Below are 17602 nucleotides of genomic sequence, written 5' to 3' on the forward strand. Positions count from 1 at the left end.
GGGGCTCAGGGCTCGGGGCTCAGGGCTCGGGGCTCAGGGCTCGGCGCCGAGCAGGCGGGCCACCGGATCGTGGGGCGCGGCGGCGACCGCCTCCAGCAGGTGTCGGAGCTCCGCCGCGATCCGCTCGGCCCGGGGGCCGTCCACCGCGTCCGGGCGGTGGCTCAGCCGCAGCGTCAGCGGGCCGTCGCCGGCGAAGGCCGCCAGCGTCAGCGGATAGTGCGTGGCGTCCCGCCCCTCACTGTGTACCAGCCGCAGCCCCGGCGCGGCACGGGCCAGGCTTACGCGGTCCAGCGGATAGTTCTCGAAGACCACATGCGTGTCGAACAGTTCACGCCGTCCCACCAGCCGCTGGATGTCCCCCAGCCCCAGATGTTGGTGCGCCAGCAGCCCGGCCTGCTCGTCCTGGAAGCGCACCAGCAAGTCCCTTACCGACTCGGCCGGATCGATCGTCAGCCGCACGGGAACAGTGTTGATGAAGAGCCCGATCATCGACTCCACACCGGGGATCTCCGGGCGGCGACCCGAGACCGTGGTGCCGAACACCACGTCCCGCGCCCCGCCCTGCCGGGCCAGCAGCAGCGCCCAGGCCCCCTGGACCACCGTATTGAGCGTCAGACCGTGCGCGCCCAGGCCGCGCAGCGACGCGGTCAGCGCGTCCGGCAGCGTGAACTCCTCGGACCGTACGGGCACCGCGCCGCCACTGACAACGGTCTCGGTCCCGGCGTCGGTCCCGGCGAGGAGGGACGGCGCCTGCGCGCCGGCGAGAGCGGTCCGCCAGGCGTCCCGGGCCGCGTCACGGTCCTGGGCCGCCAGCATGGACAGATGCTCACCGTACGGTGTCACCGCGGGCAGCGCGCCGGGGGCGCCCCCGTGTGCGTACAGCGCGAACAACTCACCGATCAGCAGCGACACGGACCAGCCGTCCAGCACCAGATGGTGGTGGGTCAGCACCAGCCGGTGTTCACCAGGACCCCAGGAGAACAGGGTGAAGCGCAGCAGCGGCGGGCGGTCCAGCTCGAAGCGCCTGCGCAGATCGGCGTGGGTGAGCCGGTCGAAGACACGCTCCCGGCGCCCGTCCGACACCGGACCGAGGTCGAGTTCACGCCACTCCGGCACGAGCGCACCCGGCACCACCTGGACCGGACGGGGCAGATCGTGGTGGACGAACGCCGCCCGCAGATTGGGGTGCCGCTCCAGCAGCGCCGCCCCCGCGGCACGCAGCGCGTCCGCGTCCACGTCTCCCCGCAGATGCAGGACGAGCTGCGCCTGATAGACGTCCGGGCTGTCCGGGGCGTACAGCGAGTGGAAAAGCAGCCCCTGCTGAAGCGGGGTCAGCGGAAGGACGTCCGCGAGCCCGGGGTAGGCCGATTCCAGCTGCTCGATCTCCGTCTGCTGGAGCGGAACCAGCGGCAGATCGGAGGGGCTGTGTCCGCCCGCCCCCGGGGTTCTGGCGTGCACGACAAGGGCGTCGAGCGCGGTGAACCACAGCTCCGCCAGCTCCCGGATCTCCGCCTCCGTGAACGCCGCGTCCACCCATGACCACTCGGCGCTCAGCCGGGGACCGGCCGGACCGTCGACGGTCACCGCGTTGAGGTCAAGGAGGTGCGTGCCGGGCGGCGGGAGCGTCCCGTCCGTCGCGGGCAGGGTGGTGAACTCCGCGGTGATGTCCCAGTCGTCGCGGCCCTCCGCGGCGATCCGGCCCAGGTAGTTGAACCCGGCCCGGGGCGCGTCAAGAGCGGACAGCTCCGGCGCCGCCACCGGGTCGAGATGCCGCAGCACCCCGTAACCGATGCCCAGATCGGGCACGGCCCGCAATCGCTCCTTGACCCGCTTGAGGGCCCGGCCGAGCGCCGAGCCCGCCGTCCGCACATCCGCCCAGACACATCCGGTGTTCTCCAGCCGGACCGGGAACATGCTGGTGAACCACCCCACCGTGCGCGACAGATCCACCCCCGCCACCTCGGCACGGCCATGCGACTCCAGCTCGACGACCACACCACGGGAGTCCCCGCCGGGCGCCCGGCCGGGGCGCCGCCGCCACTCCTCCATCGCGAGGGCCAGCCCGGTCAGCAGTACGGGCTCCACACCGCAGCGGAAGGCAGCCCCCACCTCCGTCAGCAGGGGGCGGGTGCGCTCCGGCGGCAGCGTCACCGCCAACCGCCGCACCGCGCCCCCCGCTTCCCGCACCGGTGCGTCCGTCAGCGCGTCGCCCCCGGACAGCGCCTCCTTCCACAGCGCCAGTTCACCCTGCCGCGCACCGCTCTCGCCCTGCCGGGCGAGGTAACCGGCCCAGTCGCGGAACGGAGTCCCGGCGGCGGGCGGTACGGGAGTCCGGCCGGCGGCTACGGCCCGATGAGCGGCGGCCAGGTCCGGCAGCAGAACGCGCCAGGACACCCCGTCGACGGCCAGGTGATGTATGACGAGGACCAGCCGGCCCGGCCGGACGGGACCGGCGTCGAGGAACAACGCCGCCACCACCCCTCCCACGGTGGGATCCAGGCGGCTCCGGGCCGCGCGGGCCGCGTTGGCGAGCAGTACGGGCAGCCGAGCCCAGTCATCGGCGGCATCGACCCGGCGTACCCGGTCGCCCGCCCGCACCGCTCCGGGCGGCAGGGCCTCCAGCGTCCACCCCGCCGGCTCACCCGGACCGCCCGGTCCATGGGGCAGGTCCGCTCCGCCCGGGGTGTCCGAGCCGTCCGGGCCTCCCGGGTTCAGGCGCAGGCGCAGCGCCGCATGGTGGTCCAGCAGGGCCTGTACGGAGTCGGCCAGCTGCTCGTGGGTCAGTCCGGGCGGGGTCCGCAGCGTGACGCACTGGCTGAAGGAGGCCGGATCGCCGCCTGGTCGCTCCCGCCACCAGCGCATGATCGGCGTCAGCGGTAGCACACCGCTGCCATTGCCCTCCCCGGGCGGCGCCGCGACGGCGTCGGTCTCGAACTCCTCTGCTTTCTCGGCCAGTTGGGACATACTGGGGTAGCGGAAGACATCGCGCACACTGATCCGCAGACCCGCGTCGCGGGCCCGGCTGACCAGCTGAATGGCCATAATGCTGTCGCCCCCGAGACGGAAGAACCCGTCACCGACACCCACCGACTCCTCGCCGAGCAGCTCCGCGACAATGCCGCACAGCACTCGCTCACGCTCGGTCCGCGGCGCCGCCGAATCCACAACGGCCCGGGGCGGTGCGGGCAGCGCGGCCCGGTCGAGTTTGTGATGACGGGTCAGCGGCAGCCGGTCCAGGACGACGACGGCCCGCGGCACCATGTACTCGGGCAGCACACCGGCCGCGTGATCGCGCACCGCGGCCTCGTCGACCCCCCGGCCCTCCTCCGGGACCACATACGCCACCAGCCGTCGCTCCCCGGGCCGGTCCTCCCGTACCACCGCCACCGCCTGGCCCACCCCGCCGTGCCCGGCCAGTACCGAAGCGACCTCGTCGGTCTCGATCCGGAACCCCCGCAGCTTCACCTGACCATCCACACGGCCCACGAACGCCAGCACGCCGTCGGGCAGCCACCGGACCAGATCGCCGGTACGGTACATCCGCGCCCCCGGCGGCCCGAACGGGTCGGCCACGAACCGCTCGGCGGTCAGCCCGGGGCGGTTCAGATAGCCCCGCACGACACCCGCGCCCGCCACATACAGCTCACCCGTCACCCCGGCCGGTACGGGCCGCAGGAAGCCGTCGAATACGTAGACGCCGACGCCGTCCAGCGGACGCCCGATCGGCACACCCGACCGGAAGGTCCGGTCCCCGGGACCGGCGGGGAGGGGGCCGGTGACCGGGTACCGGGTCGTGAACGTCGTCGCCTCCGCCGGCCCGTAACCGTTCACCACGCGGGTGGCCGGGCAGTGCCTGCGCACCGCGCTCACGGCGCGCGGCGCCACCACGTCTCCCCCGGTCCATACCGCGTCCAGGTCACGCAGACAGCCCGGGTTCTCCTCGGCGACGAGCTGGAAGAGACCGGCCGTGAGCCACAGGGTGGTGACACCCGTACCGGTGATCAGGCGCTCCAGCGTCGCCAGGTCCAGTTCGCCGGGCGGGGCCACCACCACTTCCCCGCCGTTCAGCAGCGGAACCCACAGCTCCAACGTCACGGCGTCGAAGGACAGCGGGGAGTGCATCAGAATCCGCTGCGGCCGGCTCTCCTCCCAGCACCTGTCCAGGGCGAGAGCGAGCACATCGCCATGGGTGACGGCCACTCCCTTGGGCACACCGGTCGAACCGGAGGTGTAGATGACCTGGGCCAGACCCGCCGGGCTGCCCACCGGAAGCGTGCATCCCGTACCGGACGCCGCCGCCGGGCCCGTGTCGCGTACGTCGATGAGGCGCGGACCGCCACCGGGCGCGTCGCCGAGGGGCGCGTCGCCGGGGAGCACGGTGTCAGGGGGCGTGCCCTCGCCGATGACCATCACCCGCGCGCCCGACTCGGCCACCACCCGCTCGCGCCGGGCACGCGGCGAGCGCGAGTCCAACGGCACGTACGCGCCACCGCACTTGAGGACCGCCAGCGCCGCCACCGCGAAGTCCGCGCCGCGCTCCATCAGGATCGCGACCCTGGTCTCGGCGCCGACACCGTGGGCGGCCAGCCGGCCGGCCAGCCGGTCGGACCGCGCGTCCAGCTCCGCGTAGGTCAGCACCTGCCCGGCTGTCCGGACCGCCGGGGCGTCGGGCGTGCGGCGCGCCTGCTCGGCGAATCTCCGTGGCACGGTGTCATGCGTGAGCGGCACAGGGGCCGGGGAGGCGCCCCACGTGGTGAGCAGCCGGTCGCGCTCCCCGTTCTCCAAAATACCGACGAGGTGGACGGGCCGGTCGGGATCGGCGGCCACGCACGCCAGCAGACGCGCGAATCGGTCACCGATCGCCTGTGCGGTGGCCCGGTCGAACAGTCCCGTCCGGAAGTCCAGTACGCCGTCCATTCCCAGGCAGGTGCCGTCCGGGCCGCGGTGTTCGTGCAGACTCACGGAGAGATCGAACTTGGCGGCGCCGGTACCGACCGTGCCGATCTCGGCCGACAGCCCGGGGAGTTCGAGCCGTCGCGGAGGGGCCGCGGTGACGACCAGCATCACCTGGAACAGCGCCTGCCCGCTCGCGGAACGGCGCGGTGCGAGCGCCTCCACCACCAGGTCGAAGGGAATGTCCCGATGAGCGAAAGCCGACAGATCGGACTCCCGGACCCGCCCGAGCAGCTGACGGAACGTCACGGTTCCGGAGGGGTCGGAGGTATCGGTGCGCAGCACCAGCGTGTTCACGAAGAATCCGACGATCTCGTCCCAGCGCGCGTCGGCGCGGTCCGAGACCGCCGTTCCCACCGGGATGTCCGTACCCGCGCCGAGCCGGGTCAGCAGTGCCGCCAGTCCGGCGTGCACCACCATGAACACACTGGCGCGCTCCGCCGCCGCCAGCCGCGCGAGCCCGGTGTGCACCGCCGCGGGGACGCGGAATGTCACGGTGTCTCCGTCGTCCACCGCTTCTTCGTCCGCCGCTCCCGGCGTCCGGTCGGTGGGCAGCTGGATCCGTTCCGGCAGTCCGTCGAGCACCCGGGTCCAGTGCGCGAGTCCGCGCCCCGCCCGCGGTGTGGGGCGACCGTCCGTACCGAGCGTCCCGCGCTGCCACAGGGTGAAATCCGTGTATCGCACCGGCAGGGGCGACCAGTCGGGCACCAGACCCCGCAGGCGGGCCGCGTAGGCCGTACGGAGATCGGCCAGCAGCGGAGCGAGGGAGGCATGGTCGCAGGCGATGTGGTGCAGCAGGAGCAGGAGCACCTGTTCACCGGAGCCGGTGATGAACAGCTCGGCGCGCAACGGGCATTCGGTATCCAGCCGGAAGGCGTACCGGGCACTCGCGGCGAGCGCCTCCTCCGCCGCCTCCGCGGGCCCGGTCCGCGTCACGATCAGCCGGGGACGGGCGTCCTCCGGTGACAGGACCCGCTGGACGGGCCTGCCCGCCGCCTCCTGGACAACGGTACGCAGCGTCTCATGACGCGTCGTCAGGTCGGTGAGTGCCGCCCGCAGCGCGTCCTCGTCGGCCTCGCCGGTCAGCCGCAGCACCATCGGCACGTTGTAGGAGCTGTCCGGCCCCGTGAGCGAGTGCAGGAACCACAACCGCCGTTGTGCGAAGGAGAGCGGGATGTGCTCGGTGCGGCCGTCCGTCACCGCGTCGGAAGCGGCATCCGCGTCCTGGGTCCCGCCCGTGTTCGGGGCCGGGCCGGCGTCCGGAGCGTGCCGCCACAGGTGCGCGGCGAGATCCGCCACGGTCGGACGCGCGAACACATCCCGTACGTCCAGCTCCACCCGGAACCTCTCGCGCACCGCGCTGACCAGCCGCGTCGCACGGAGACTGTCACCACCGAGATCGAAGAAACCGTCCTCCGGCCCGACGTGTCCCGTACCGAGGAGTTCCGCGTACAGGGCGGCGAGCCACCGCTCCTGAGGGGTGCCGGGTGAGCCCGCGGCGCGTACGGGCGCCGCCGGAACGGGAGCGGGCAGCGCCGCCCGGTCCAGCTTGCCGTTGGCGGTGAGCGGCAACGACTCCAGCGGCACGAACAACGCCGGGACCAGGTGGCCGGGCAGCCGCTCGCGCAGGTGTTCCCGCAGACGCGCGGTGAAGGGGCCGGGATCGCCCAGCGCCGCCGTCGCACCGCGCGCGGGAACCACGTACCCCACCAGCCGCGCGTCACCGCCGCCACCGCCGTGCTCGCCGTCGTCCGGTACGGCGGCCACCACCGCCTGAGCCACCCCGGGCACGGCCAGCAGCGCGGACTCGATCTCGGCGGGCTCGATACGGAAGCCGCGGACCTTGACCTGGTCGTCGGCCCGGCCGAGGTACTCCAGACCGCCGTCCGGCCGCCACCGTACGAGGTCACCCGAGCGGTACAGCCGCGATCCCGGCGGGCCGAAGGGATCGGCGACGAACCGCGAGGCGGTGAGGCCGGGCCTGTCGAGATAGCCCCCGGCCACACCGGGGCCCGCCACATACAGCTCCCCCGCCGTGCCGGGCGGCAGCGGACGCAGCCGGCCGTCCAGCACGTACAGGCGTGTTCCGGGAAGCGCCGTGCCGACCGGGCTGCCAGGTTCCTCGCCATGACGGGCGATCAGGTCGAGCCGGGTGGCATGGACCGTGACCTCGGTGATGCCGTACATATTGACCACGACCGGCGAAGCGTCGCCGCGCCGCCGGAACCACGACCGCAGCCGCGCGGGCCGCAGCGCCTCGCCGCCGAGGATCACCCAACGCAGCGCCAGGTCCCGTCCCCGGTCCGGCTCCTCGTCGTCGGCCGCCGCCAGCGCGTAGAAGGCGGACGGCGTCTGGTTCAGCACCGTCACCCGCTCCCGGGCCAGCAGGCCCAGGAACTCTCGGGGCGACCGGCTCACCTCGTGGGGGACGACGACCAGCCGCCCGCCGTGCGCCAGCGCGCCCCACATCTCCCATACGGAGAAGTCGAAGGCACAGGAGTGGAACATCGTCCACACATCACCGGCATGGAACCCGAACCCGGCCGCGGCGCCCTCCAGCAGCGACACCACACTGTGGTGCTCGACCACCACGCCCTTCGGCCGGCCGGTGGAGCCCGAGGTGTAGATGACATACGCGGCATGGCCGGGCGTCAGCGGCCCCGTACGGTCCGCGTCCACCGGGTCGGCGGACGAGAACTCGTCCAGCGGCCCGGCCGGATCGTCGGGAGTGAGCACACACACCGGCCGCGCGTCCGCCATGATCATGCCGACGCGGTCGGCTGGCCAGGCCGGATCGATGGGCAGATACGCCGCGCCCGTCTTGCTCACCGCGACAATCGCCGTGACCAGTTCAACGGAGCGGGGCAGCAGTACGGCGACAGTGTTCCCGGGACCGGCGCCGCGCCGGATCAGCTCCCCGGCCAGCCGGTTGGCACGGGCGTTGAGATCTCCGTACGACAGCTCGTCCCGCCCGCAGGTGACAGCCGGGGCGCCGGGGGTCCGCGCCGCCCAGCGCTCGACCAGCCGCGGCAGGGTGGCGGAGGGCCGGGGCGACGGTGTGGTGGCGCGGGGCACCGTCCGCCGCCGCTCCCCGGCCGACAGCAGGCCGAACTCATCGGCCCGACGGTCGGGTTCGGCGATCAGCCCGGTCAGCAGCCGTACGAAACGCCGGGCCTCGGCGGCGGCCTCGCGCGCCCCGTACCGGGCCGGATCGGCGTAGAGATCGACGCGCAGACCGGAGCGCGACGTCTCCGGGTGGACGGTGACGGACAGGTCTTCCACCGGGCCGACGGCGAGATGGTGCATCGTCATCGGCCGGCCCGCGAACCGCCGTCCGAAGCTGAAGGGCATCACGTTCACGGCGAGCCCGTAGAGCGCCTGCCCGGTGCCGGTCAGTCCCAGATCGCGGTGCAGATCCTCGGCGCGGTACTGCTGATGCGCGAGCGCGGACGTCATTTCCGCGTCCACCGCTCGCACCAGCTCGGCGGCCGGCCGGTCCACTCGGACCGGCACCCGCAACGGCAGCACATTCGACGTCATACCGCCCACGGCGCGAGCCACGGCACTCGTACGACCGGCGACCGGCAGCCCCAGCACCACCTCCTCGCCGCCGCCCGCTCCGGCGCGCGCGTGTGCCAGCAGGGCCGCCGCGGCCGTGGCCACCACCGGCCACCGCACACCGAGCCGGCGGGCCAGCAGCCGCAGCTCGGCGAGGCCCGTCCCCGGAAGCCGGGCGACACCCCGCGACGCCACCCCGCTCACCCCGCTCACCGCGTCCGCCGCCCCGAGCCCGCCCGCCCCGGAGCGAACAGTCCCGGGCCGGACCGGCACGGGCCGCAGGTCCGCCATCCTGCCGGTCCAGTAGGCACGGTCGGCGCCGAACTCCGGCGCGGCCCGGTAGTCGGACTCCGCCCGCAGCAGCGCCTCCAGCGGGACCCGCGGGCCGGGCTCCGGGTCCTCCCCGCGCTCCAGCGCCGCGTAGGTCTCGCCGAGACGCCGGGCGAAGAGCGCGCCCCCCAGACCGTCCATGACCAGGTGATGACAGAGCAGATACCAGCAGACCCGCTCGTCCGAGAGCCGGATGAACGCGGTACGGAACAGCGGACCGGCCGCGAGGTCGAACGGGCGCGCCGCATCGGCCCGCATCCACTCCACCGCGGCGGCCATCGGGAACCGCTCGTGCCGCAGATCCACTCGCGGCACGCGCCACGACGGAAGTGGCCCGACCCGCTGCCAGGGCTCCTCCCCCTCCCCGGCGGGAAATTGCGCGCGCAGCGGCTCCGCCTCCGCCACCGTGAGCCGGAAAGCCGTCTCGAACAGCCCGGGGTCCAGATCTCCGGACACCTCGAAACCGGCCGCCACGTGGTACCGGGCCGGCGGGGCGAACTGCTGCCCCAGCCAGACCCCGTACTGCGCGGTGGAAAGAGGGACGGAGCCGGGGCGGTCCGCCGTGTTCCCCGGCTCCGTACCCTGCCTCATACGACATTCCCCGGTGTGGCCGGACGGGCCTTCAGCCGCTGGGAGAGCACCTGGGCGACATCGCCCAGCGGGCCGGGCCGCCCCAGCTCACCGTGGGTGCAGTCGACGGGCAGTATCTCCACCCCGCCGGCGTCCACCAGCGGCCGCCACAGGTCACGGGCGACATCCGGGGACGTCTCCCGGGCGGTGAAGACCAGTGGGGCGCCGGTGAACCGGCCCGGCTTGTGGGCGTACGAGAGCGACGAGTTGTTGGCGAAGATCCGGGCGACCGCCGCGACCCGCTGCTCGTCGAACGAGGCCAGCAGCCCCGTCTGTTCGCGTGCGATCTCCACGAACCGCGGATAGGTCAGCGACTCGCCCGCCCAGCCGGAGGGGTCGTAGCCGAAGAACTCCAGCACCATCGCCAGCACATCCCCGCCGGTCACCCGCGCGGTCGGCAGGCCCGCGCTGTCCTTCTCCCGGTCCGCGGGATAGGCGTCCAGCACCGCCAGCAGAGCGACCTCCTCCCCGCTCAACTGGAGCTGTACCGCCATCTCGTGGGCCACCAGCCCGCCGAACGACCAGCCCAGCAGCTGGTACGGGCCGGTGGGCTGCACGGAGCGGACGTGATCCACATAGTCCGCCGCCATCTCCTGAAGGGACGCGGGCAGCACCTCTTCCCCGTCGAGCCCCCGCGCCTGCAGGCCGTACACCGGCTGGTCCGTGCCAAGCGGCCCGGTGAGACCGGCATACGACCAGGCTATTCCGGCCGCGGGGTGGACACAGAACAGCGGCGGCCTGTCGCCGGACTCACGCAGCGGCAGCAGGACGCCGATTCCGCTCTCCGGGTCCCGCTGGGTGCCCGCGAGCAGCGCCTCGGCCGCCCTCCCGGCATCCCCCGCGGCGGTCTCGCCGGCCGTACCGGCGGCCGTGGCACCGGGTGCCATGAAGCCGCCGACGCCCCGGGTGGGCTCGGTCGCCGCCGTCGTCAGCAGCCGGACGAACCGGTCCGCCAGCGATTCCACCCGGTCGCGCTCCAGCAGATGCGGACGGTAGTCGAACCGCAGCAGCAGCCGCTCGCTCCGCGCGGACACCACCAGGTTCAGCGGGAAGTGCGGGGCGTCGTCACCATAGGCCCGCGCCAGCTTCAGACCGGGGGCGGGTTCCGCCAGCTCCTCCGTGTCGAGGGGGTAGTTCTCGAACGCCATCACCGTGTCGAACGGGTTCCCCACGTCCGTGATCCGGCGGATCTCACCGAGACTGATGTGGTGGTACGGCAGCAGCCGGGCCTGCTCCCGCTGAAGCCTGACCAGCAGCGCGCCCAGCGACTCCACCGGGTCCAGCCGGACCCGCGTCGGAACGGTGTTGATGAAGAGCCCCACCATCGTTTCCACACCGGCGAGTTCCGCCGGCCGCCCCGAGACCACGGAGCCGAACACCACATCGGTGTTGCCGGTCTCCTGGCCCATCAGGATGCCCCAGCCCGCCTGGAGCACCGTGTTGGTCGTCACGCCGTGGCGGCGGGCCATGTCGACGAGAGCCACGGTCGTCTCCGCGCTCAGCTGCACGGTGACATTGCGCGGCGCCATCGGCTCCGCCGCACCCTCCTCCAGCGCGATCCGGGTCGACGCTGTCAGTCCCGACAGCGCGTCCCGCCACGCGCCCTCCGCCTCCGTACCGTCGACCCGGCCGAGCCACGACAGATACTCGCGGAAGGGGGTGGTGGCCGGAAGATCGGCGGCCGCGGGGTTCCCGGCCGGAAGATCCCCGGCCGTGCCGGAGCCCTCGCCGCCGGCCTCACGGTAGAGGGCGAACAACTCCCGCAGCACGATGGGCAACGACCAGCCGTCCATCAGGATGTGATGGGTCGTCAGTACGACCCGGTGGCAGTCGTCACCCAACCGGATCAGCATCAGCCGCATCATCGGCGGGGCGGTCGGGGCAAAGCGGCGGTTGCGCTCCAGCACCAGCAGCCGGTCGATCTCCGTCTCGCGCCCGGCCTCCGCGAAGGAGCTCAGATCCTCCTCCCGCCAGGGCAGTTCGGCCGCGGCGCCGAACACCTGGACCGGCTCGGCCAGGCCCTCGTGGACGAAGGCGGCGCTCAGGTTGGTGTGACGCCGCAGCAGCGCCCGGCCCGCGGCACGCAGCCGGTCGGGGTCCAGATCACCGACGAGCTCCAGCCACACCTGCACGGTGTAGACGTTGTGCTCACCGGCCGGTGCGTCCGCCTCGTCCACACGCTCCCGCGCGCCCTCGTCCGCCGCATAAGTATCCGGATCCGTGTCCGTGTCCGTGTCTGCGTCCGCGTCCGCGTCCGTGCCCAATCCGCTGACCAGGACGTGGTACAGGAGCCCCTGCTGGAGCGGTGACAGCGGAAGAATCTCCTCCAGGCCGGGATAGTCGCGCTCCAGTCGCTCGACCTCGTCCTGGCTGAGGTTCGCCAGCGGGAAGTCGGACGGCGTACGGCCACCCGCTCCGGGCTCCGCCGCGTGCGCCGCCAGCGCGTCCAGGATCTCGAACCAGGTGTCCGCCAGCTCCCCGACCAGCCGCTCGTCGAGAATGCCCTCCGGCCAGGTGAAACTGACGCCGAGTTCCGGTCCCCGCGCCGTGTCCTGGGTCAGCGCGGTGATCTCCAGCGGATGGGCCAGCGGCATGTCCGCGTCGGCCCCCGCGGTCATGCCCGTCTCCGGCGCCGGTCCCCAGTCCTGTTCCCCCGACGCCGCGGGCAGCAGGAACCGTCCGAAGTAGTTGAACCCGATCTCCCGTGGCTCGGCGGCGGCCAGCGCGCCCGAGGTCTCCGGGTTCAGGAAGCGCAGCAGACCGAAGCCGATGCCCTTGTCCGGGATCGCCCTCAGCTGCTCCTTCACCCGCCGCAGCGCCCGGCCCAGTTCCTGGCGGGAGTCGCGCCGGCCCGGGGCATCGGCGCCGCCGGGCGCCAGCCGTATCGGGTACATGCTGGTGAACCAGCCGGCCGTACGCGACAGATCGGCATCGGGGACGACCGGCTCACGGCCATGTCCCTCCACATCGATGACCACATCCCGCTCATTGCCGACACAGCGCTGCACCGCCAGCGCCAGGGCGGTCAGCAGCACATCGTTGATCTCACAGTGGAAAGCCGCCGGAATCGTGCTGAACAGATGCCGGGCCCGGTCGGCACCGTATGTCACGGCGCGGGACCGCGCGCGCCCCGTGGTGTCCACGGCCGGGTCCAGCGGCCGCTTCGCCAGCCGGGGCCCCGGTGTGGACAATATGCCCGTCCACAACGGCAGTTCGGACGTACGGCGTTCCTCGCGCGCCTGCGCGGACAGCGCACGGCTCCAGTGCCGCAACGACGTCTCCACCGGACGCAGTCCGGGAACGCGGCCCGCTTCGAGATCCTGGTACGCCCCGACCAGATCGGGCACCAGAATCCGCCACGACACCCCGTCACAGGCCAGGTGGTGCGCCATGAACATCAGCCGGCCCGGTACGTCGTCCCCCGCGTCGAACCAGACGATACGGACCATCACGCCCGCCTGGACGTCCAGTTGTCCCTTGGCCCGGACGGCCTCGTCCGCGAGGACCCGCTCCAGATCACCGAGACCACCGACATCGACCCGTCGCACACACGACACGCCGGACACCGAGCCCGGCGGCCGTACCGAGAGCCGCCACTCGGCCGACGACCGGTCGAGCCGCAGCCGCAGGGCGTCATGGTGGTCCAGGAGTTTCTGTACGGCGGCGGTCAGCCGGTCCTCACGCACTCCGCCGGGGACCTGGAGCAGCACGGCCTGATGGAAACCGTCGACCGGGCCGTCCAGCTCGCGCAGCCACCGCATGATCGGGGTGAGCGGTACGTCTCCGACGCCCGAGGCCGCGCCCCCTGCCTTGGCACGCGTGGTCTCACGGGCCGCCCCGGCCAGCGCCGTGACGGTCTTGTACTCGAAGATGTCCTGCGGGGTGAGCACCAGCCCCGCCTGACGCAGCCGGCTGACCAGCTGGATCGACATGATGCTGTCGCCACCGAGGTCGAAGAAGCTGGCGTCCACGGGGACTTCGGGCTGCCGCAGGACTTCGCGGAACACCCGCGCGACCTGCTCCACCCGGGTTTCGACGGACGACACCTCGGGCGCGGCCGGCGCGGCGGCTTCGGCCGGCTCCGCGCGCTGAACCGGCGCGACGGCTTCGGCGACCGCCGCGACCGGCGCGACCGCCGCCGGTGCGGCGGGCTCCGGTGCGGCAGCCGGCTCCGGCACGGCGGTGGGCTCCGCGTCGCGGTCGAGCTTGCCGCTCGGGGTGCGCGGCAACGACTCGGCGAGCCGTACCTCCCCCGGGACCAGATACGCGGGCAGCCGCTCGGCGGCCCACTCCCGCAGCGCCTCGGGATCCGCACGCCCGGCCCCCGTCACCGGCACCGCGTAGGCGACGAGCCGTGCGTCACCGGCCGCGTCCTTCCGTACCGCGGCCATGGCCTCGCTCACCCCGGGGTGCGTGGCGAGTACAGTCTCCAGCTCGCCCGGCTCGATCCGGAATCCGCTGATCTTGACCTGCGCGTCGGCCCGCCCCAGGAACCGCAGTTGTCCGTCCTCGCGCCAGAGGGCGAGATCACCGGTCCGGTACATGCGGCTGCCCGGCGGGCCGAACGGATCGGCCACGAAGCGTTCCGCGCTCAGTCCGGGCCTGCCCAGATAGCCGCGGGCCAGCCCGGTACCCGCCAGATACAGCTCACCCCGCCGTCCCGGCTCCACCGGCTGGAGCGCCCCGTCGAGTACGTACGCGCGCACATGCGTCAGCGGACGGCCGATGGGCGGCGCACCGCCGGACAGCGCGTCACCGGACGGGGACTCGTCGGAGGACCACGCCGTGGCGTACACGGTGGCCTCGGTCGGTCCGTAGACATTGAGCAGTCTGCTGCCCGGCATGGTCCGCGCCACGCGCGAGGCGAGGGAGGCCGGGAGCGCCTCTCCGGCCATCGCCAGCGTCTTCGCGGACAGCTCCGCGCCGCCGAAGTCCATGAGCTTCGCGAACACGGAGGGAATCGCGCACAGCAGCCCGCCCGACCAGCGCGGCGGGTCGCCGTCGAGCAGCGACAGCAGATTGCCGACCACCTCGACACTGCCGCCGGTGGCCAGCGCGGGGAAGATCTCGGCCACCGACACATCGAAGCTGAACGAGGTGGCGGCCAGTGTGTGCGCGAGCGCCTGAGCACCGAACTCGGCGGCCACCCAGGCGATCAGCGGTACGACGCCGCGATGAGCGACGACGACACCCTTCGGCGTCCCGCTGGATCCCGACGTGTAGATGACATACGCGGGATGCGCGGGCAGCAGCGGCACGGCGCGGTCCGCGTCGGTGGGCGGCTTCGGGGAGCAGCGCGCCAGTTCGCCGGCGGTCTTCGCGTCCTCCAGTACGAGCACCTCGCCCGGAAGACCGTCGATGTCCCGGCCGGCGGCGTCGGTCACCACACACCGGGGCCGCGCGTCCTCGATCATGAAGCGGATCCGCTGCGCCGGGTAGGCGGGGTCGAGCGGGAGATACGCGGCGCCGGTCTTGAGCACCGCCAGCATCGCGACGACCGCCTCGGTCGTCCGGGGCAGCAGCAGCCCCACCACCCGCTCGGGTCCGGCCCCCCGGCTGATCAGCAGATGGGCCAGCCGGTTGGCCCGCTCGTGGAGTTCGCCGTAGGTGAGCCGCGTCGTACGGTCCCGGACGGCGATCGCGTCCGGGTGCCGGGCCGCCGCGGTCTCCAGCAGTTCCGTGAGCGTGCCCTGCTGGGGGCGCTGCTCCACCGCCCCCGTCCAGCCGCGTACGGTCGCCCGCAGGCCGGCGTCCAGGAGATCGTAGGTGCCGACCGGCAGGCCGGGAGCGGCCACGGCGGCGGACAGCAGACGCCCGAAACGCTGTCCGTGCGCCGCCAGTTCGGCAGCGGTGTACCGGCCGGGTGCGCCCTGGAAGGCGATCCGCAGACGGCTGTCCCCGGGGAGCTCGTCGATCACCACGCGCAGATCCCGGACCGGTTCGGGGCCCACTGCGCGAGCGACGGCGGGCAGCGCGCCGAACCGGATCTCCGGGCCGGGGGTCCGGATGTCGGCGACGGGTCCGTAGAGCCGCGGGCGGCTGCCCGGCAGTCCCAGCTCCCGGCACAGTTCCTCGTGCCGCAGCCGCTGATGGGCCCGGACACGGCGGCTCTCCTGGGCCGCCCGCTGGACGAGTTGACCGAAGCCCGTACCGGGGCGCACCGTCAGCCGCAGCGCCGCGATGTCCTCGGCGGCGCCCGTCGCGCGCTGGGAGACCCTGCTCGGCCGTCCGTCGACGGGCAGGCCGAGCACAAGGTCCGTACCGCCGCTCATCCGGTGCGTGTACGCCGCGACGGCGGCCAACAGCACGGCCCGGGACGGGGTGCCGCTGTAGCGGGCCGCCGCGCGCACCCGGTCGGTGTCGGCGGTGGTGAGGACGACGGGGTGCGCGGACTCGCCCGGAGCCTCGGCGGAAGCGCCGACAGTGCCCGACGCCGCTTCCCCGGCGAGGGTCACCGGCTCGGTCCGGCCCGCGACATACTCCCGCCAGAACGCGAGATCCCGCCCGTGGTCGGCCGACGCGCGGTATTCGGCCTCCTCGGCGAGCAGCACCGCCGGTGACACCAGCGCGGAGTCCCTTGGCGGCCATCCCTCGGCGCGCGCCGTGTAGATCTCCGCGACCCGCCGGGTGATCAGCGAGCAGCCGAAGCCGTCGAGCACCGAGCGGTGATGCCGGTGGAACCAGTGGAAGCGGTGCGCGGAGAGACGGATCAGCGCCTGCGCCGACGCCGCGTTCCCGGCCGGACGGGCCGACCGGGCGAGCTGGGCCCGTATCCACTGCTCCGCCGCGGCGACCGGGTCGGGCTCGGCGCTGACGTCCACCAGCGGCAGGGGCAGGCTGTCGGCGGACACCAGGGCCGGGGCCCTCTCCGTACCCGGATCGCGCGCGGGCAGCCGCAGGCGCAGCGCGTCGCTCTCCTGGACGACCTGGGCCAGCGCCTTCTCGAACGCCGTGACGTCCAGGGCGCCGTGGATCTCCACGACCTCCGCGACATACAGGCCCGGACCCCAGGGATCGGCCGGCGAGTCGTGCCAGACCTCCCGGCCCGCGGCGGACATTGCGGTGCGCACACTCTGGTGGTCAGCCATGGCTGGCTCCTCCCCGCGAGACGAGATGGTGTTCCGGATGCTGCCTCTGCTTCGGGTACTCGTAGAAACCACGGCCGGACTTGCGGCCGACGCTGCCTTCCGCGACATGACGGGCCAGCAGGGCGCATGGCCGGAAACGTTCGTCGCCGGTGAACTCGCGCAGCACTTCGAGTGAGTCGAGCACGGTGTCCAGCCCGATCAGGTCCGCCGTACGCAGAGGGCCCATCGGGTGGCCGAAGCAGTCCTGGAAGATGCGGTCCACGGTCTCGGCGTCGGCCGTTCCCTCGCCCAGCACGGTGGCGGCCTCGTTGAGCGTCAGCATCAGCACGCGGTTCGTCACGAAGCCGGGCGCGTCACGGACCACGAGAGCCCGCTTGCCGAGCTCCGCGAGGAGGTCCACGGTCCGCCGCACGGTCTGCTCGCTGGTCCGCGGCGCGCGGATGACCTCCACGGCGTCCTTGAGGGGAGCCGGGTTCATGAAGTGGGTGCCGATCACCCGGTCGGGACGGCCGGTGAAGGATCCGAGCCGGGTGATCGGGATGCACGAGGTGCAGGACGCGAAGACCGTGTCGGGGCCGCACACCTGATCCAGCTGCCGCAGGATCTCCTCCTTGATCGGCACCTGCTCTCGCGCGCACTCGACCACGAAGAGGGCGGGGGCCAGGTCGGAGAGCTTCTCCGACCAGACGACACGCTCCTCGGGAAACGGGGAGGAGGGCGCGGGCCTCCCGCCTCCGACTCCTTTTGTTGTTCCTGTTGTTGTTCCTGTTCTTGTTCCTGCTGCTGCTCCCGTTCCGGCTCCGGCTTCTGCCCCGGCCGATGGGGAGGAGGGACGGCGCAGCAGCCCCGCCATCCGCACCCCGGCGCGGAGGCGGGCCGGGCCGCTGCCGAGCGCCGCCGGATCGGGATCGACGACCACCACGGGGTATCCGGCCTCCGCGAAGCACTGCGCCACGCCGATCCCCATCGTTCCGGCGCCGACGACGCCCACGGGCGCGCCGGTCGTGATGGCCGGCTCACTGTCCTTGCGTTCGCGCACGGTT

At 73.1% G+C, this 17602-nt stretch carries 3 protein-coding genes; all 3 read right to left on the reverse strand.

What is annotated here, in order from left to right:
• Positions 1–33 precede the first annotated feature (33 nt).
• The 3 genes from ACIRQP_RS18925 to ACIRQP_RS18935 are packed head-to-tail and all read right to left on the reverse strand — an operon-like array spanning position 34 to position 17598.
• Complete coding sequence (locus ACIRQP_RS18925) at positions 34–9432, reverse strand: amino acid adenylation domain-containing protein (protein WP_403891050.1); 9399 nt, start codon at positions 9430–9432, stop codon at positions 34–36.
• Complete coding sequence (locus ACIRQP_RS18930; protein ID WP_403891053.1) at positions 9429–16559, reverse strand: amino acid adenylation domain-containing protein; 7131 nt, start codon at positions 16557–16559, stop codon at positions 9429–9431. Before ACIRQP_RS18930 ends, ACIRQP_RS18925 begins: the two co-directional genes overlap by 4 nt.
• Positions 16552–17598 (reverse strand): 3-hydroxyacyl-CoA dehydrogenase family protein, encoded by a 1047-nt coding sequence (locus ACIRQP_RS18935; RefSeq protein ID WP_403891056.1) that lies wholly within the window; start codon positions 17596–17598, stop codon positions 16552–16554. Before ACIRQP_RS18935 ends, ACIRQP_RS18930 begins: the two co-directional genes overlap by 8 nt.
• Positions 17599–17602 lie beyond the last annotated feature (4 nt).

The sequence above is a fragment of the Streptomyces sp. NPDC102274 genome (genome assembly GCF_044766385.1).
Classification (GTDB): domain Bacteria; phylum Actinomycetota; class Actinomycetes; order Streptomycetales; family Streptomycetaceae; genus Streptomyces.